Below are 17,561 nucleotides of genomic sequence, written 5' to 3' on the forward strand. Positions count from 1 at the left end.
GCCGAACGCGAAAAGCCGCGCCACAAAAGAGAAAACCGCCAGGTCCGGATTTCTACGGACGCTGGCGGTTGAATAAATGGTCGGCGTGGCGGGATTCGAACTCGCGACCCCTTGCACCCCATGCAAGTGCGCTACCAGGCTGCGCTACACGCCGACAAGACTTAGATTATATGCACAAAAAACCTCAGTTCAGAGAAAGCAGCGCACGAATCTCAAATAATTCTTTGCGCACCGCATTGGAGTCCAGGGTGAACCCCATCGCCTCGATGGAAAGGTCACGCGCGCTATCCACCAGCATGCTGGGCATCTGGGAATCCAGGCCATCACCATTCAATGCAGCGTCGGTTCCGGAATCATCGCGGGCCGGATGCGCAAGCTCCTGCAGACGATTGCGTGCACCACTGATCGTGAACCCCTGGTCGTACAGCAGATCGCGGATGCGGCGGATCATCAACACCTCATGGTGCTGGTAATAGCGCCGATTGCCGCGCCGCTTCATGGGACGCAACTGCGTGAACTCCTGCTCCCAATAGCGCAAAACATGGGGCTTGACGCCACACAACTCCGCGACCTCACCAATCGTGAAGTAGCGCTTGGCAGGGATGGAAGGAAGCGGGGTGCCCATGGGTTGTGGATTCAAACCGAACAGCCGACTAGCGTACTGCAGACGCGCACAGACCGCCAGCCATCGGCAACATTCTGGTCACAAAAAGCGCACAAATTCACGAGGCAGCGGCCGTCTGGATCTGCTCCTTGAGCTTGCTGCTGGCATGAAACGTCACGACCCGGCGTGCTTTGATCGGAATGGCCTCGCCCGTGCGCGGATTACGACCAGGTCGTGGAGCCTTGGTCCGAATCTGAAAGTTGCCGAAGCCCGACAACTTGACATCCTTGCCCTCCACAAGGCTCTGGGAGATCAGGTCAAAGAACGCATCGATCATGTCCTTGGACTCGCGCTTGTTCAGGCCGATTTGGTCGAACAGCAGATCGGCCAGCTGCGCCTTGGTCAGCGCTGGGGTCTCCAGGCTTTCGACTGCGAATTCGATCATGATTTATCACTCCCTTTGGACATCGTCACATCCGCAGCCGTGCGCCCGCACGCTGCGCCAGCTGTGCGACCACGGCTTGCACCGCCGCCTCGATCTCGGCCTCTGTGAGCGTGGCCTCGTCACGCCCCAGAGTGAGACGCACAGCCAAGCTCTTCTCGCCGGGAGCCAGGCCACCTGCGGGGGTCTCTTCACCGGCACGCAGTGCCTTGGGCCGGTACACGTCAAACAGCACGGCAGACCGCAGCATGCCATCGGGAACGGCCTGCTCCACCGCACCCATGATGTCGGCGTGCGTCACGCGCTCGGCCACCACTACGGCCAGATCACGCTCAACAGCCTGATGCTTGGCCACTGGCTTGAACTGGGGCACTACGCGTTGCAGCACGGCATCGAGCTCCAGCTCGAACATCACAGGCGCCTGTGGCAAATCCCACGACTGGCGCCACTGAGGGTGCAACTCGCCCACAAAACCTATGGCACGCCCATTCACCAGCACGCGCGCACACCGGCCGGGGTGCATGGCAGGATGGGTCGCAGGTTCAAACATGGCCTCCACAGGCGCCAGGAGCGCCTCCACATCGCCCTTCACGTCAAAGAAATCGATAGCCTGCTCTTTGCGGCCCCATTGCAAGGTGTCGTTCGGGCCATACGCCAGGCCTGACACTCGCATAGGCTGATGAAAGCCCTCCACGGTGGTGTCCGTGTTGCGCACACTCGCGTCGCGCAGGAACACGCGGCCCAGTTCGAACACCCGCACACGCTGTGCTTTGCGGTCCAGGTTGAACTTCAAAACTTGTAGCAGAGAACCCAGCAAGGTAGAGCGCATCACGCTCATCTGGCTTGCAATGGGGTTCAGCAGCTTGATGGGTTGTGTGTTGGCGGCCAGTTCGTGCTCCCAACGCTCTTCCACAAAACTGAAGTTGATCGTCTCCTGGTACCCCAGGCCTGCCAATGAACGGCGCACCGCAAACGGGCTGCGCGTGGCCTCGGCCGGCAACTTGGGCGTAATGGGCGCCAGCGGTGGGGTGGTGGGGAGGTTGTTGTAACCCACCATGCGCGCCACTTCTTCGATCAGGTCTTCCTCGATCGTGACGTCGAACCGGAACGACGGTGGCGTGACGGTGAGCGTACCCTCGCCCTGCACCACGGGCAGCCCCAGACGCTGCAATGCATCAGCGCATTGCGCCTGGGTGAGGGGCATACCGATGACCTTGGCCGCACGTGCGACACGCAGTGCGACCGGCCGGGGTACCGGCAGATTCACCGCCTGATCATCCATGGGGCCACATACCGTGTCAGGCGTACCGCAGATATCAATCACAAGCTGTGTGATGCGCTCGATGTGCTCCACTGTCAGGCTCGGGTCCACACCCCGCTCAAAGCGATGGCCTGCGTCGGTCGAGAAGCTGAAGCGGCGCGAGCGCCCTGCCACCGCCTTGGGCCACCAGAAGGCGGCCTCGATGTAAATGTGCTGGGTATCGTCGGACACTGCCGTGGCGTCGCCGCCCATGATGCCCGCCAGCGACTCGACTTGGCTGTCGTCGGCGATCACACCCACCTTGTCGTCCACGGTGATGGTGTTGCCGTTGAGCAGCTTGAGCTGTTCACCGGGCTTGCCCCAGCGCACATCCAGGCCGCCGTGGATCTTGTCCAGATCAAAAATGTGAGATGGGCGCCCCAGCTCAAACATCACATAGTTGGAGATATCCACCAACGGCGACACACCACGCTGGCCGCAACGGGCCAGGCGATCCAGCATCCATTGGGGCGTGGCAGCCCGCGTGTTCACGTTGCGCACGACGCGACCGGAGAAGCGGCCGCACAGGTCAGGAGCGCTCACCTTGACCGGCAACCGGTCGGCAAGCTTGGTAGCAACGGCGGGGAACGAGGGTTGCTGCAGCGGCACCCCGGTCAGTGCGGACACTTCGCGTGCAATCCCATAGACGCTGAGGCAATGCGCCAGGTTGGGCGTGAGCTTGAGGGTGAACAGCGTGTCATCCAAGTTCAAGTGTTCACGGATGTCCTGGCCCACCGGCGCAGAAGCATCGAGTTCGAGCAAACCGCCATGGTCCTCGGACAGCTTGAGTTCGCGCGCCGAGCACAACATGCCCTGGCTTTCCACACCGCGCAGCTTGCCCACCTTGATGAGGAACGGCTTGCCGTCATCACCCGGCGGCAGTTCGGCCCCCACCAGCGCACAAGGCACCTTGATGCCCACACGGGCGTTGGGAGCACCACACACGATATTCAGCAAGGCCCCCTGCCCCACGTCCACCTGGCACACGCGCAGGCGGTCGGCGTCCGGGTGCTGAACGGCTTCCTTGATTTCGCCGACCACAATTTTCGTGAAAGGCGGCGCCACGGGCCGCAATTCTTCAACTTCCAGACCCGCCATGGTCAGCGTGTCGGCCAGTTCTTGGGTGGTCAGCGGTGGGTTGCAAAATTCGCGCAACCAGGACTCAGGGAATTGCATAGTGAAGAGATTCTTTGGCGTTTGCTCTGAAAAAATAGCTGCTTGCGCTTGTTTGTTCTTTATTTCAATGTCAAAAGGCGATGAAACCCATTGAAATCAAGCGCTAGCAGCTCACTTTTTTGCTTTATTGGAACTGCGACAGGAAACGAATGTCGCCGTCGAAGAACAGGCGCAGGTCGTTCACGCCATAGCGCAACATGGTCAGGCGGTCCGGTCCCATGCCAAAGGCAAAGCCGATGTACTTTTCGGGGTCGAGGCCCATGTTGCGCACCACGTTGGGGTGCACCTGGCCCGAGCCTGCCACCTCCAGCCAACGGCCGGCCAATGGGCCCGTCTGGAACTGGATGTCGATCTCGGCGCTGGGCTCCGTGAAGGGGAAGAAGCTGGGACGGAAGCGCAGCACGAGGTCGTCACTCTCGAAGAACGTGCGGCAAAAATCCGTGAAGATGACCTTCAGATCCTTGAAACTCACGTTTTCGCCAATCCACAGGCCTTCGCACTGGTGGAACATGGGCGAGTGCGTGGCGTCACTGTCCACCCGGTAGGTGCGGCCGGGGGCAATGACGCGGATCTCGGGCATCGCCTGACCGGCATCGAGCGCAGCCCGGTGCTTTTTGACATGCTGCACCGCGTGGCGGATCTGCATGGGGCTGGTGTGCGTGCGCAGCAGGTTGGGGGCAGTGGCAGTGCCGCCCTCGACATAAAACGTGTCATGCATGGACCGCGCAGGGTGGTCTTCCGGCGTATTCAATGCGGTGAAGTTGAACCAGTCGGTTTCGATCTCGGGGCCTTCGGCGACGTCAAAACCCATGGAGCCAAAGATGCCCTGGATGCGTTCGAGCGTGAGGGACACCGGGTGAAGACCACCCTGCCCGCGCTGGCGGCCTGGCAGGCTCACATCCAATGCCTCGGCCTTGAGCTGAAGCTGCAATTCTGCGTCGGCCAGCGCCTGGCGCCGTGCGGTCAGTGCGGCTTCAATGGCTTGCTTGGCCACATTGATGGCTGCGCCACGGGATTTTTTTTCCTCGACGGACAGCTGCGCCATGCCCTTCATCAGCTCGGTCACGCGGCCCGACTTGCCCAGAAACTGCGCCTTGGCGTTTTCCAGATCAGCGGGGGTGGCGCTTTGGGCAAACAGTTGCGTCGCGCTCTCGACCAGGGAATCCAACTCGTTCATACGACTCTTTATCGCTCGTGAAAAATAAACAAGGGCTAGCGCCTTTTCAAGCTCTAGCCCTTGCTGTTATTGCGCAAGCAGCTATCAGAACGATAGCCGCTCATCGTGATCTCAAGCAGCCAGCTTGGCCTTGACTTGGTTCACGATGCTGCCAAAGGCAGCCTTGTCGTGCACGGCGAGGTCGGCCAGCATCTTGCGGTCGATCTCGATGGATGCCTTCTTCAGGCCGTTGGCGAACTGGCTGTAGGTCAGGCCCAGTTCACGGGCAGCGGCGTTGATACGGGCGATCCACAACTGGCGGAACACGCGCTTCTTGGTGCGGCGGTCACGGTAGGCATATTGCCCAGCCTTCATTACCGCCTGTTTGGCGATACGGTAGACATTACCGCGGCGACCACGGAAGCCCTTGGCAAGGGCGAGAACTTTCTTGTGACGGGCACGGGCCGTTACACCACGTTTGACGCGAGGCATGTATGTACTCCTTGTTCGTCGTTATTAAAGGCCAGCACTGGGCAGCATTTGTGCGATCGAGCCCATGTTGGTCTCATGCACAGCAACTGCACCACGCAGGTGGCGCTTGTTCTTGGTGGTCTTCTTGGTCAAGATGTGACGTTTGAAGGCTTGACCGCGCTTGACGGTGCCACCGGGACGAACGCGGAAACGTTTTTTCGCGCTGCTCTTGGTCTTCATTTTGGGCATGTGAATGCTCCTTTTGTTTGTGCTCGTGAGGCGTTTGCAAACCGATCTGCAAACTTGTTGGCCCCGAGCCACTTTTATCGAAGGGTTCGCACCCTTCGCTCAGCAGTGCCGAAACACTGCCTTTTTGAACCCTGCCCCGATGACGGAGCAGCATTCAAAATCTCATACCAACCCGCACAACTTCAGACTGCGGTGCCCGTTGCCGGAGCAACCTCTGCTGCTGGCTTGGCACCAGCAGGCTTTTTCTTGCCCGGGGCAATCATCATGATCATCTGGCGGCCTTCCAGCTTGGGAAACTGCTCGATGATGATGCTGTCTGCCAATTCGTCACGAATCCGGTTCAGCAAAGCCAAGCCCAGTTCTTGGTGCGTGATTTCGCGCCCCCGGAATCGCAGCGTGATCTTGCACTTGTCGCCATCCGCCAGAAAACGGCGGATGTTACGCATCTTGATGTTGTAGTCGCCATCGTCCGTGCCCGGACGGAACTTGACTTCCTTGATCTCAATGACCGTTTGCTTGGCTTTGGCTTCCGCCGCACGCTTTTGCTCTTGGTACTTGAACTTGCCGTAGTCCATGAGGCGGCACACTGGAGGGTTCGCCGTAGCGGCGATTTCCACCAGATCCACATCCAACTCGCCCGCCATGCGCAGGGCTTCCATCAGACTGACAACCCCCAAAGGCTCGTTATCAGGACCCGAAAGACGGACCTCCGGAGCCATGATTTCACGGTTCAGGCGGTGCTTGCGCTCTTCACGGTGGCGACGATCACGAAATTCAGTAGCGATGGCTATCTTCCTTCAATCAAAATACTACAAACTTTGTAGCTACAACCGTACACATGGCAGGCGCCGAAGCATGTTTTCACTAAAAATCAGGCTTTGGTGGCAATGTCTTGGGCGATCAGCTCAGCGAACGCTTCAACAGACATCACGCCGAGGTCACGATTGCCCCGGCCGCGCACTGCGACGGCTCCTGCGGCCTTTTCCTTGTCGCCCGCGACAAGGATGTACGGCAGCTTTTGCAACGAATGCTCACGTATTTTATACGTAATCTTTTCGTTGCGCAGATCGACCGCCACCCTAAGGTCTTGATTCGGAAGTGCTTTTTGCAGTTTTGCGGCAATTTCGCGACAGTAATCGGCCTGTGCGTCGGTGATGTTGAGCACCGCAACCTGCACCGGAGCGAGCCAGACCGGGAACGCCCCGGCATAGTGTTCGATCAGCATGCCAATGAACCGTTCCATGCTGCCCACGGTTGCACGGTGCAGCATCAGTGGGCGCTTGCGGCTGCCGTCTTCGGCCACGTATTCGGCGTCCAGACGCTCGGGAAGGTTGGGGTCGATCTGCATCGTGCCGCACTGCCATTGACGGCCCAGCGCGTCCTTGAGCGTGTACTCGATCTTCGGACCATAGAACGCACCTTCGCCTTCGGCAATCTCGAACTCGCAACCCGAATGGCGCAGGCCATCCATCAGCGCCTTCTCCGCGCGGTCCCACGACTCGTCCGTGCCAATGCGTGCCTCGGGCCGTGTGGCCACCTTGTAGATGATGTCGGTAAAGCCAAAGTCCTTGTAGACCTTCTGCACCAGCGCCGTGTAGTTGGCGCACTCTTCTAGCACCTGCTCTTCCGTACAGAAAATGTGCCCGTCATCCTGCGTGAAGCCGCGCACGCGCATGATGCCGTGCAGGCCGCCCGTAGGCTCATTGCGGTGGCAGGCACCGAACTCGCCGTAGCGCAATGGCAGGTCGCGGTAGCTCTTGATCCCCTGCTTGTAGATCAGGATGTGGCCGGGGCAGTTCATCGGCTTGAGCGCGTACTCGCGCTTTTCCGACTCGGTCGTGAACATGTTGTCGCGGTACTTGTCCCAGTGGCCCGTTTTCTCCCACAGGCTCTTGTCCAGGATCTGCGGACCCTTCACCTCCTGGTAGCCGTTATTGCGATAGACGCGGCGCATGTACTGTTCCACCTCCTGCCACAAAGCCCAGCCCTTGGGGTGCCAGAACACGGTGCCGGGCGAATGCTCATCCATATGGAACAGATCCAGTTCACGACCCAGCTTGCGGTGGTCGCGCTTTTCGGCCTCTTCCAGCATGGTGAGGTACTGCTGCAGTTCTTCTTTGGAAGTCCAGGCCGTGCCATAAATACGCTGCAGCATCTCGTTGCGGTGGTCGCCACGCCAGTAGGCGCCCGCTACCTTCATGAGCTTGAAGAACTTCAGCTTGCCCGTGCTGGGCACGTGGGGGCCACGGCATAGGTCTTCGAAGTTGCCTTCGCGGTACAGACTCACGTCTTCATTGCTGGGGATGCTCGCAATGATCTCGGCCTTGTAGTGCTCGCCCAGGCTCTTGAAATAGGCCACGGCCTCGTCGCGCGGCAGAACGCGGCGTACCACGGGCTCGTCCTTGGCGGCGAGTTCGGCCATGCGCTTTTCGATGGCCACTAGGTCCTCAGGCGTGAAGGGGCGCTTGTACGCAAAGTCGTAGAAGAAACCGTTCTCGATCACCGGGCCGATGGTCACCTGGGCTTCCGGGAACAGCTCCTTGACGGCATAGGCCAGCAAGTGGGCTGTGGAGTGGCGAATGACCTCCAGGCCATCGGCATCCTTGGCCGTGATGATGGACAGTGGGCTGTCGGCCGTGATCTGGTAACTGGTGTCCACCACCTTGCCGTCAATCTTGCCGGCCAGAGCCGCCTTGGCCAGACCGGTGCCGATAGAGGCCGCCACTTCGGCCACCGTGACAGGACCCGGGAATTGGCGCTGCGAGCCATCAGGAAGCGTGATGTGAATCATGGGAGTAACTCTTTCTTTTCAATCAGTGCAATGGATGCGGGCACGCGCCAGGCCCAGAAACAAAAAAGCGCGGAACGGGTCCGCGCTTTCTGGATGAGGAGTGCAATCTCGTGCAGGCGCGAACAGCCAGCCTTAACGGCCAGTCAACATCTCCGATGTAGTTCGCGGTGTCATAACCAGATTGCCTTTCTCGCTCTTGTAAGTGGAATTTTTGGCATTTTACCCCCGCCCCGGGATCGATTGCCCAGACAACGCGCTTGCGCACATCATCAAAGACGTTTCGCTTACACAACTGGAGCACCCATGAACACGCCCGCCCCATGAGCAAAACTGTGCGATGATTTTTGGCGGTAGTCAATCTGGCAACTACAGTCGGTGCGTCGAAATGTGAGAAAGTCCTGCACTAGGGTGTCACCAAGCCAGGCGTCCCGGTAACACGGGCGTCAAGCAACAGCACCCCGCTAGCACCGATTGCGCAGCCACACCCCAAGGCAGCACTTCGGTACCCCCCCCACACTGGCTCGTAGCTGATCTTCGGCCAGGATCGGCTTTATGAGAATGTTTATGCACCCTGAGATTTCCGTTGTCATCCCTGTCTATTGTGAAGAAGCCGGCATCCGCTTCACCTTGGGGGAGGTCGAGAAATTTCTGGCTGTGTCAGCCTCCACCTGGGAAATCGTGGTGGTGGATGATGGGTCCAAAGACAACACATGGAATGAAATTACCGCCATCTCTCAAACCATGGCCCGGTTGCGGGGTCTGCGCCTGAGTCGCAATTTTGGCAAGGAAGCGGCGGTGTCGGCGGGCCTGGAGGCGGCACGAGGCAAGGCGGTGATCATCATGGACGGCGACATGCAGCACCCTCCTTCCCTGCTCCCGACCATGATCGAAACTTGGCGCACTGGCGAGTTCGACATCGTGGAAGCGGTCAAATCCAGCCGGGGCGACGAATCCAGCCTCTCTGCTGCACGGGCAAAACTGTTTTATCTTATTTTGCGGGCGTTCTCCGGCCACGACTTGAACGGCGCGTCCGACTACAAACTGCTTGATCAACGGGTCATCGAGGCGTATCGCACGATGAAAGAACGCAACGTCTTCTTTCGCGGCATGATCAGCTGGATGGGGTTCCGGTCTACGCAGATCCCCTTCGAGGTGGAGCCCCGCATCGCTGGAGATTCGGGATGGTCTGTCTTTGGCCTGATTCGCCTTGCGGCCGTTGCCGTCACAAGTTTCAGCACTTTTCCACTGCACCTGATCACAATCTTTGGTGTGCTCTTCTTCGCATTTTCCGTCATGCTGGGGATGCACACGGTGTACATGAAGTTATCGGGAGCGGCGATCAACGGCTTTACCACCGTCATCTTGCTGCTACTGATCATCGGCAGCTCGCTGATGATTGGCCTCGGAATCATCGGGGAGTATCTCGCGCGCATCTATGACGAGGTCAAACAACGACCCCGCTACATCGTCTCCCAGAAGCTGCCTCTGAACCAACCCGACAACCCCGCTAGCCCTTGATCCGGCAACGCAGGCCGCACGCCTGAGCGCTCCATGGCGCACTGACCCTTCTTTCTCCACCACGCGGGGGTCACGGCACCGCTATTTCACATTCACCACTGCCCTCATGCCCTCCTTTTCCAAACTGCTTCGCTATGGCGTTGTGGGTGTTATCGGTGCCGTGGTGCACATGTCCACCCTGTTCCTGCTGGTGGAGCTTGGCTTAACAGGGCCGGTCGTTGCCACCACCACAGGGTTTGTATTTGCACTGCTGATCTCCTACGGAATGAACAGGATCTGGACCTTTGGATACGTTGGCAGCTACTGGGCTTCGCTGATCAGGTACTGCATCGTGTCGCTGATCGGCCTGGGGCTGAACATCCTCATCATCAAGCTGTTCACGGATTTTCTGGGCCTGTGGTACGGCTGGGGGGCGTTTGTAGCTGTGGGCGCCGTGGCACTGAACAATTTCCTTCTCAACAACGCCTGGACCTTCACGCACAAGACCTCGGACATGCCCTAAACAAGCTCTGGCAACGGCCCATCACACCCCGCGCAACAGGGGTCTTGGGCTCTCTTGCCCTTCGAGGAACAGGGCGCAGCCCCCGGCAACAAGACGATCAAAAGGGTAGACATGCAGACAGCCGCTTTGATGACCCGCCAGCGAACATCAAGCTACTGGATAGCGCTGATCTTTGTCGCCATCCTGGGGGCCATACAGGTCTACTTCTTTGACATTACATTCCACGGCCCTGACCAGATCCGCGACGTGGAAATAGCACGCAGACTGATCCATCACCGGGAATGGCCGCTCAACGGTCCTCCGCTGTTCGGGGAACGTTTCAACCTGCCGCCAGGTTTTTACTACCTGCTCGCCCTGCCCCTTCTGGTCAGGGACACCGAGGCTGCGATCTTCATCACATTCGGCGCTCTGTTTGCGCTGTCGGTCTGGTATCTGCTCCGCGTCATCCACGCACAGTTGGGTTCCAGATGTGCACTTGCCTATGCAGTGCTGGCATTCCCCGTCTTTGCGTCTTTCTACACCCACAGCGCCTGGAATCCTGCTCTGGTGATGACATTGAGCAATGTGGTCCTGGGGTTGTTCATCAGCCTTGCGCAACAGCACCGTCACGATGGGCTGTTGCTTCCGCTTGCGGCATTCCTGCTTGTACAAATCCACCCCTCTGCAGCGCCATTGTTGCTGGGCCTGGGAATCTACGCACTGCTGAACTACCAGGTTCTCCTGAACCGTAGAACGCTGGCTTCCCTGCTCCTCATTGCAGGGCTGACAGCCGTGTGGGGAAGTCAATCAGGGGCCGTCTCGAAGCTGTTGTCGCCCGCGCCTGCGTCGGCCGCCACAGCCTCCGGCCATGGCTGGCTCAGCAATCTGTTGGACATGGACAAATGGCGTGACGTTTTCCTGATGCCCTACAGCGCCATTGAGAGCATCCAGCCGGCCATCAGTGGACTGGGCGCACTGACGGCCTTTCACCTGACTCTGATGCTGGGAGGGGTGTTGCTGGGCATCGTCTTTGCAGCAAAAGAGCGGGCCCTCCGCTGGATATTGCTCACCACGGTGCTGTGGTTCATCGTTTCCATGGCTTTTCTAAGCCAGGGCGCTTTTTGGCACCTGGACGTGGTGCACCCGTGGCTTGCAGTATTGGCGGCCTATGGTTTGGCGCGCGCCAGCGAAAAAGCGTCACTTTCGACCGGGCACTTCAATGCCCTAGCCACAACATCCTTGGTCCTCGTTGTCGTCGCCCATCTGAACCTTTACCTTCAGTTCGAGAAAAGGGGCAAATACGATCTCCTGCTCGCGTCGCTGTTTTTCCCCAAACTCGAACCCCTGGAATACAAGATTCCGGGGTACACATTCAAGTACCTGCATGCGATGCGCGACGGCCTGTCGAGCCGAGGGATTTGCCAGGACCAAGTCATCGGCCTGGACCCCATGGTGATAGGCAACGCCGTCAACCGGACGCTCGACGCGCCTTGCCCCTCTCCGGCTACGACGGAGCAGGTTTCGCAGACCCTTTATTTCATCGCCAACGATCAGGATGCACTCCGGTTCGACTTCACCAAAGGCTTGCAGGCCATGACCACAGTGGGCGCCAGCGCGATTTATGCAGTCCGCAACACTGGTGCGCTGGTCAATGGCAAGGCAGAAAACAATGTCCTGTCCAACAAAAAGATCGACTACATGACCTTCCTGCCAGCACGACTCGCAGAAGGCCTGACCCTCACCCTCCCGCCTGCGCCAGAAACCATCGTGCGTGTTGCCTTGCGGTGCGGCAGGGACTACCCCATCGAACAACAGGCCCATTGGAAGGTGCAGGGCGCCGAGTACAAAAAACCCCTGACCACCGCGCACGCCCGGTACCTTGGTTCCAACTACTACGATCTGGAGTGGACACTGACCATGCCCGCAAGCCAAGTCTACGGCGCCACCATTTCGTCGACGCTGGGCCCACTGGACTGCGACGTTTCGGCAATTACCCGTCCCATCACTGCGCACTGAGGGGGCGAACTCCCCGGAAAGACCACGCAAAGCCCATGTGCGCGTACCGCCCGGCCCCGATGCGTCCAACACCAGACGAAAAAGAGAGACGGAAAAAAGCCACCCCAAGGGGTGGCTTTTTTTCTTGCTGTTGACCCGTCCTACCCAGCGTTGACACGTGGACCTTTCAAAAGGGCATGTGTCATGGAATCGAGTGTCAAACGCACGCAGCGCGACTACACGCTGGCCTTTAAATTGGCGGTGGTGGAGCAGGTAGAAAAAGGCGAGCTCACGTACAAAGAGGCGCAGCAGCGCTACGGCATTCAGGGCCGCTCGACGGTGTTGGTGTGGCTGCGCAAGCACGGCCGCCTGGGCTGGAGTCCTGCGGCATCATCCGCAGCCATGCCACTAGACAAGACCAAAGGACCGCTCACGCCCGAGCAGCAGATCAAGGCGCTACAGGTGCAGCTCGAGCAGGCGCAGGAGAAGGCCAGGCTGTTTGAAGCCGTCATCGATGTGCTGCGCAAGGACTACGGGGTGCGCGTCGTAAAAAAGCCTTTGGGCAAGTTCTCTCGCAAAAACTCATCGCAGGGTTGAGCGTGAAGAAGGCTTGCCAGCATATGGGCCACAGCCGTCAGGCGTACTACCAGGGCAGGCGCCGAGAGGCCGATCACCTCGCGAATGCGCAGGCGGTGGTGGAGTTGGTGCGCGAGCAGCGCATGCGTCAGCCACGCATCGGCACGCGCAAGCTGCACTATCTGCTGCACTATCTGCTGCACTATCTGCTGCAGGAGCCGCTGCAGCGCCAGGGAATAGGTCTGGGCCGGGATGCGATGTTCGACGTCCTGCGCAACGCCAGGCTGCTGGTGGCGCCCCGGCGGGCGTACCACAAGACGACCGACAGCCACCACCGCTTCAGGCGCCACCCCAACCTGCTCAAAGCCGGGCCACAGCAGATTCGCGCCAGCGCCAGCGAACAGGTCTGGGTAGCAGACATCACCTACTTGCCCACACACGGCAAGTTCGTCTACCTGAGTCTGGTCACGGATGCGTACTCCAGGAAGATCGTCGGCTGGCACGTGCATGAGAGCATGCAGACCGAGGAGGTGGCGCAGGCCATGAAGATGGCGCCATCGGGGCGACAGAGCAGTCGGCAGCTGGTGCACCACTCCGACAGGGGTATCCAGTACTGCTCGACGTATTACCAGGCCCTGCACAAGCGCCACGGAGTGATCTGCTCGATGACCGACGGTTACGACTGCTACCAGAACGCGCTGGCCGAGCGGGTCAACGGCATTCTGAAGACCGAGCTCTTGTTGCAGCGCCCTGCGGATCTCGCCCAGGCCAGACGCATGGTCGAGCAGTCGGTGCGCATCTACAACTGCGAGCGGCCACACCTATCGCTGAAAATGCAAACGCCCGATGCGGTGCATCGGGCGTCGTTGGCCGGATAGTCCGGCTGAGTTTTAAACCGTCCTGGGTGTCAACGCTATTTAGGACGGGTCATGTATCCCCATCCCCCGTACGGGGGATTTCAGATCAGTGGAACTGCTCTTCTTCGGTCGAACCCGTCAGGGCCTTCACGGAGGACGAGCCGCCCTGGATCACCGTGGTCACGTCGTCAAAGTAGCCTGCGCCCACTTCCTGCTGGTGCGACACGAAGGTGTAGCCCTTTTCGCGTGCTGCGAATTCTGGCTCTTGCACCATTTCGGTGTAGTGCTTCATGCCTTCGCCTTGAGCGTATGCATGGGCGAACTGGAACGTGTTGAACCAGTTGATGTGAATACCGGCCAGCGTGATGAACTGGTACTTGTAGCCCAGGGCCGACAGGTCTTCCTGGAAGGAGGCGATCTGCTTGTCGTTGAGGTTCTTCTTCCAGTTGAACGAGGGCGAGCAGTTGTACGACAGCAGCTTGCCGGGGCAGGCGGCGTGCACAGCTTGCGCAAATTCACGGGCGAAGCCGATGTCTGGCACGCCGGTTTCGCACCACACCAGGTCGGCGTAGGGAGCGTAGGCCACGCCACGGCTGATGGCTTGCTCCAGGCCGTTCTTGACGCGGTAGAAGCCTTCTTGCGTGCGCTCGCCGGTCAGGAAGGGCTTGTCGTTGGCGTCGTGGTCGGACGTGATCAGGTTGGCGGCTTCAGCGTCGGTACGGGCCAGAACGATGGTGGACACGCCCATCACGTCAGCGGCGAAACGTGCGGAGATCAGCTTTTCGCAGGCTTCTTGCGTAGGCACCAGCACCTTGCCACCCATGTGGCCGCACTTCTTCACGGCAGCCAGTTGGTCTTCGAAGTGAACGCCAGCAGCGCCGCTTTGAATCATGTTCTTCATCAGTTCAAAGGCGTTCAGCACGCCGCCGAAACCGGCTTCTGCATCGGCCACGATAGGCAGGAAGTAGTCGATGAATTCCTTGTCGCCGGGGTTGATGCCACGGCCCCACTGGATTTCGTCAGCGCGCTTGAAGGTGTTGTTGATGCGGCGAACCATGGTGGGCACCGAGTCGTAGGCGTACAGCGACTGGTCGGGGTACATGGTTTCGCTGGTGTTGCCGTCAGCTGCCACTTGCCAGCCCGACAGGTACACGGCTTCGAGGCCTGCCTTGGCCTGTTGCATGGCCTGGCCGGCGGAGATGGCGCCGAACGCGTTGACGTAGCCCTTCTTGGCGCCGCCGTTGATCTTGTCCCACAGCTTTTCAGCGCCGCGCTTGGCCAGCGTGTGCTCAATGGGCAACGAGCCGCGCAGACGCACCACGTCGGCAGCGGAGTAGCCGCGCTTCACGCCCTTCCAGCGGGGGTTGGTCGCCCAGTCTTTTTCCAGGGCGGCAATTTGCTGTTCGCGGCTCAGTTGTTCGTTGAGGGATTGGGGCATGAGATCACTCCAGAGGTTGGTTGAAAACGCCGGGCTGCTTGTGCCGCCCTTGGAGACAACTTTAAGTCTTCTATAAGACTTGCGCAAGCTCTTATGTCTTATAGAAGATATAAATTTTCTCTTTGAAAAACAACAACTTAACCACAGCATTTCTCAATACAGAAATTGATTTCTCATATCGAGAAAAAATGCGGCAATGCAACATCTATCGTATTCCACATTGAGGAATCAAAATTCCGCATTACAAAAAAACAGAGATCAGCATTCACAACGCGGCCAAAGGCGGCGCTTGCAGCCAGTCCCCCCCGGCAATCCGGGGTGCCGAGACTACATACCGGGGATTGATCTCATAGACCAGGCAAGGCACGCCCTGCCCGCCCACATCAACCACGATCTCGCGCTTCACATACTCGTCACTGGGGGTCGCCCCCAGGTCCTCGATCTCGTCCAGTACGGCTTCCAGCGCTGGCTCGATGGCATACACCTCCCCGTGCACCACCCCCAGGGGCCCGCCCAACGCCATGCCGGGATAGGCCCCCAGGTGGTAGAGCCCCCCAGGCACCTGGGCGGCCCCCATGAATCTTGGCGCCGGGCGAAGGCGGGTGATGTCATTGGATCCGCCGCGCCGCAAGGTGCCATAGACAAAGACGTGGCGTGCAGGGCTGGCGGGCGGGGTTTCGTCGGGCATGATGCGCACCTCCTTTGCGTTGAGCGATCACCAGTCTAGTGAACACCACTCCCAGCCGCCCCTTTGCCTACCTGTGCCTGGCCCTCAGCATGGCGCTGGTGGGCAGCTACGTGGCGCTGTCCAAACCGCTGGCCGCCGTGCTGCCGGTTTTTCTGCTCGCATGGATGCGTTTTGGCATTGGTGGCATAGCCATGCTGCATTGGCTCCGCAAACCTGTGGATGAGCCGCCCCTCGCCCCACAAACCCGGCGGCTGCTGTTTCTGCAGTCGTTTCTGGGCAATTTCCTGTTCACCATCTGCATGATCTATGGCGTGAGCCTCACCGATGCGGTCACGGCCGGAGTGACCCTGGCCGCGATTCCCGCCGCTGTGGCGGTGATGGGCTGGCTCTTTTTGCACGAACGCGTGGCGCCACGCACCTGGGCCGCCGTGGTTTGTGCCGTGGCGGGGATTGCCTTGTTTTCGCTATCAAAACAAGAGCATTCAGCGCATATTGGACAAGCGCTAGGCACCCAAAATACTCAAAACCTTGCATGGTTGGGGCCCTTGCTGCTGCTGGGCGCGGTGGTGTGCGAAGCTGCTTACACGGTGATCGGCAAGATGCTCACCAGCAGTCTGGGCCCCAAGCGCATCACCTCGCTCATCAACCTGTGGGGCTTTGTGCTGTCCACGCCTTTCGGGCTGTACGCCGCCTGGCATTTTGACTTTGCCGCCGTAGGCTGGGGCACCTGGACGCTGCTGGTGTTCTACGCGCTGGCCGCCTGCGTGTGGACGGTGTGGCTCTGGATGACCGGGCTCAAGGCCGTGCCGGCTGCTCAGGGCGGCGTCTTCTCGGTCATGTTGCCATTGAGCGCGGCCCTGGTCGGCGTGCTCGTGCTGGGCGAATCACTGACCGTCTGGCAATGGGCGGCGTTTGCCATCGCGCTGGCCAGCATGCTGCTGGCCACCCTGCCCTCACGCACAGCGCTGCGTGTCGGCCGACGCGACAATCAAGCAGGGTGACGATAGCCCGACCGCGATCGCTACGCAGCCAAGGGCTGTGTGCTGACCACGATGCCATCCGCATCGGCATACAGCCAGTCGCCCGGCCGCACCCAGACCCCCTGGATCTGCACGGCCACATCGCGCTGCCCCTCGCCACGGCGCTCGGTGGGCAATGGCATCAACCCCAGCGCACGAAGGCCGACGGCTGCCGCGTTCAGTTCGGCCACGTCACGCACGCAGCCATCCACCACCAGGCCGGCCCAGCCATTGCGCGCAGCGGCAGCCGCCAGATTGCCACCCACCAGCGCGCGGCGCAGCGATCCACCCCCATCCACCACCAGCACGCGGCCCTCACCCGGTGACTCCACAGCTGCCTTGACCTGCGTGTTGTCCTCATGGCACTTGACGGTGCTTACGGGGCCCGCAAACGCGGCCACACCGCCAAAACTCTGGAAAACGGGGGGCAAAACGCGGAAAGACCCGCTCATATCACCCTTGTGCTCGTCGCAAAAATCACAGGTGCTGAAGGGGGTGGAGGAAGGTGCAGCAGTCATGTTTCGAAAGCCTTTCAGGCGGAATGGACAACAGGGAAAGCGGCTAGGAGGCTGCGCGGCAGAAGGAACATCGGCTGCAACGTGCGATAAACCGGGAATCGCGCGGTACTACCTCCTGCGCCCAGAGGTCCACCCTGGGCTTGTCGGCTGCACCGCGCGATTCCCGGTTTTCGCGCGTTTCGCTTCGACGCCTTCTGCCGCGAAGCCTCCTAGCGCCGGGCCACGCAGGTTGCCCCGCATTGTCATACAGCCCCAGGGGCAGGCCCTCAAACGCGGCCAGCG

16 protein-coding genes and 1 tRNA gene are annotated in these 17,561 nt (G+C 59.9%); 5 read left to right on the forward strand and 12 right to left on the reverse strand.

Annotation, left to right across the window (positions count from 1 at the left end):
• Positions 1-77: 77 nt before the first annotated feature.
• The 9 genes from KW832_RS12305 to thrS all read right to left on the reverse strand — a co-directional run bounded on the left by KW832_RS12305 (position 78) and on the right by thrS (position 8,189).
• Positions 78-154: transfer RNA gene (locus KW832_RS12305), tRNA-Pro, on the reverse strand.
• Positions 155-184: 30 nt separating this feature from the next.
• Positions 185-625: a MerR family transcriptional regulator gene (locus KW832_RS12310; protein ID WP_055402676.1), complete on the reverse strand. Its 441-nt coding sequence runs from the start codon at positions 623-625 to the stop codon at positions 185-187.
• A gap of 97 nt (positions 626-722) precedes the next feature.
• Positions 723-1,049 (reverse strand): integration host factor subunit alpha, encoded by a 327-nt coding sequence (locus KW832_RS12315; RefSeq protein ID WP_035198379.1) that lies wholly within the window; start codon positions 1,047-1,049, stop codon positions 723-725.
• Between the two features lie 25 nt (positions 1,050-1,074).
• Entirely contained in the window at positions 1,075-3,522 is a 2,448-nt protein-coding gene (gene pheT, locus KW832_RS12320) for a phenylalanine--tRNA ligase subunit beta (RefSeq protein WP_218300096.1), read from the reverse strand.
• A gap of 124 nt (positions 3,523-3,646) precedes the next feature.
• The gene (pheS, locus tag KW832_RS12325; RefSeq protein WP_056063795.1) at positions 3,647-4,699 is read right to left on the reverse strand and encodes a phenylalanine--tRNA ligase subunit alpha; all 1,053 of its coding nucleotides are present in this window, start codon (positions 4,697-4,699) and stop codon (positions 3,647-3,649) included.
• Positions 4,700-4,810: 111 nt separating this feature from the next.
• Positions 4,811-5,170, reverse strand: a complete 360-nt coding sequence (gene rplT, locus KW832_RS12330; protein ID WP_121420463.1) for a 50S ribosomal protein L20 — start codon at positions 5,168-5,170, stop codon at positions 4,811-4,813.
• A gap of 24 nt (positions 5,171-5,194) precedes the next feature.
• Positions 5,195-5,398, reverse strand: coding sequence for a 50S ribosomal protein L35 (rpmI, locus tag KW832_RS12335; RefSeq protein ID WP_055402683.1), 204 nt, complete (start codon positions 5,396-5,398; stop codon positions 5,195-5,197).
• A gap of 182 nt (positions 5,399-5,580) precedes the next feature.
• Positions 5,581-6,189: a translation initiation factor IF-3 gene (gene infC / locus KW832_RS12340; protein WP_370628706.1), complete on the reverse strand. Its 609-nt coding sequence runs from the start codon at positions 6,187-6,189 to the stop codon at positions 5,581-5,583.
• Positions 6,190-6,269: 80 nt separating this feature from the next.
• Complete coding sequence (gene thrS / locus KW832_RS12345) at positions 6,270-8,189, reverse strand: threonine--tRNA ligase (protein ID WP_218300097.1); 1,920 nt, start codon at positions 8,187-8,189, stop codon at positions 6,270-6,272.
• 564 nt (positions 8,190-8,753) lie between these two features.
• Between thrS and KW832_RS12350 the strand changes: the two genes are divergently transcribed.
• The 4 genes from KW832_RS12350 (at position 8,754) to KW832_RS12365 (ending at position 13,637) form a co-directional block, all read left to right on the forward strand.
• Complete coding sequence (locus tag KW832_RS12350) at positions 8,754-9,707, forward strand: glycosyltransferase family 2 protein (protein ID WP_218300098.1); 954 nt, start codon at positions 8,754-8,756, stop codon at positions 9,705-9,707.
• 106 nt (positions 9,708-9,813) lie between these two features.
• The gene (locus KW832_RS12355; protein WP_055402691.1) at positions 9,814-10,209 is read left to right on the forward strand and encodes a GtrA family protein; all 396 of its coding nucleotides are present in this window, start codon (positions 9,814-9,816) and stop codon (positions 10,207-10,209) included.
• Between the two features lie 111 nt (positions 10,210-10,320).
• Entirely contained in the window at positions 10,321-12,204 is a 1,884-nt protein-coding gene (locus tag KW832_RS12360) for a hypothetical protein (protein ID WP_218300099.1), read from the forward strand.
• 183 nt (positions 12,205-12,387) lie between these two features.
• Positions 12,388-13,637 (forward strand): IS3 family transposase gene (locus tag KW832_RS12365; protein WP_370628689.1). Its coding sequence is split into 2 segments (ribosomal slippage): positions 12,388-12,745 and positions 12,745-13,637, totalling 1,251 coding nucleotides; the frame shifts between segments, so codons are not numbered across the junction.
• 85 nt (positions 13,638-13,722) lie between these two features.
• On the opposite strand, the gene aceA is transcribed toward KW832_RS12365, so the two are convergent.
• Complete coding sequence (aceA, locus tag KW832_RS12370) at positions 13,723-15,054, reverse strand: isocitrate lyase (protein WP_055402695.1); 1,332 nt, start codon at positions 15,052-15,054, stop codon at positions 13,723-13,725.
• 265 nt (positions 15,055-15,319) lie between these two features.
• The gene (locus tag KW832_RS12375) at positions 15,320-15,742 is read right to left on the reverse strand and encodes a gamma-glutamylcyclotransferase (protein ID WP_218300101.1); all 423 of its coding nucleotides are present in this window, start codon (positions 15,740-15,742) and stop codon (positions 15,320-15,322) included.
• A 38-nt stretch (positions 15,743-15,780) separates the two neighbouring features.
• Here KW832_RS12375 and KW832_RS12380 point away from each other — a divergent pair, with 38 nt between their 5' ends.
• Entirely contained in the window at positions 15,781-16,743 is a 963-nt protein-coding gene (locus KW832_RS12380; RefSeq protein ID WP_218300102.1) for a DMT family transporter, read from the forward strand.
• 20 nt (positions 16,744-16,763) lie between these two features.
• Here the strand turns inward: KW832_RS12380 and rraA are convergent, their stop codons facing one another.
• Complete coding sequence (gene rraA / locus KW832_RS12385) at positions 16,764-17,279, reverse strand: ribonuclease E activity regulator RraA (RefSeq protein WP_218300103.1); 516 nt, start codon at positions 17,277-17,279, stop codon at positions 16,764-16,766.
• Between the last annotated feature and the right edge of the window lie 282 nt (positions 17,280-17,561).

It is taken from the genome of Acidovorax sp. sif0632 (assembly GCF_019218805.1).
Lineage (GTDB): Bacteria > Pseudomonadota > Gammaproteobacteria > Burkholderiales > Burkholderiaceae_C > Acidovorax > Acidovorax facilis.

What these genes read in the sequence shown, in the direction of transcription:
- KW832_RS12355 (WP_055402691.1), top strand. Translation starts at nt 9,814, where the DNA reads ATGCCCTCCTTTTCCAAACTGCTTCGCTATGGCGTTGTGGGTGTTATC.
- KW832_RS12315 (WP_035198379.1), bottom strand. Translation starts at nt 1,049, where the DNA reads ATGATCGAATTCGCAGTCGAAAGCCTGGAGACCCCAGCGCTGACCAAG.
- rraA (WP_218300103.1), bottom strand. Translation starts at nt 17,279, where the DNA reads ATGACTGCTGCACCTTCCTCCACCCCCTTCAGCACCTGTGATTTTTGC.
- pheS (WP_056063795.1), bottom strand. Translation starts at nt 4,699, where the DNA reads ATGAACGAGTTGGATTCCCTGGTCGAGAGCGCGACGCAACTGTTTGCC.
- KW832_RS12350 (WP_218300098.1), top strand. Translation starts at nt 8,754, where the DNA reads ATGCACCCTGAGATTTCCGTTGTCATCCCTGTCTATTGTGAAGAAGCC.
- KW832_RS12310 (WP_055402676.1), bottom strand. Translation starts at nt 625, where the DNA reads ATGGGCACCCCGCTTCCTTCCATCCCTGCCAAGCGCTACTTCACGATT.
- pheT (WP_218300096.1), bottom strand. Translation starts at nt 3,522, where the DNA reads ATGCAATTCCCTGAGTCCTGGTTGCGCGAATTTTGCAACCCACCGCTG.
- aceA (WP_055402695.1), bottom strand. Translation starts at nt 15,054, where the DNA reads ATGCCCCAATCCCTCAACGAACAACTGAGCCGCGAACAGCAAATTGCC.
- rpmI (WP_055402683.1), bottom strand. Translation starts at nt 5,398, where the DNA reads ATGCCCAAAATGAAGACCAAGAGCAGCGCGAAAAAACGTTTCCGCGTT.
- rplT (WP_121420463.1), bottom strand. Translation starts at nt 5,170, where the DNA reads ATGCCTCGCGTCAAACGTGGTGTAACGGCCCGTGCCCGTCACAAGAAA.
- thrS (WP_218300097.1), bottom strand. Translation starts at nt 8,189, where the DNA reads ATGATTCACATCACGCTTCCTGATGGCTCGCAGCGCCAATTCCCGGGT.
- KW832_RS12360 (WP_218300099.1), top strand. Translation starts at nt 10,321, where the DNA reads ATGCAGACAGCCGCTTTGATGACCCGCCAGCGAACATCAAGCTACTGG.
- KW832_RS12375 (WP_218300101.1), bottom strand. Translation starts at nt 15,742, where the DNA reads ATGCCCGACGAAACCCCGCCCGCCAGCCCTGCACGCCACGTCTTTGTC.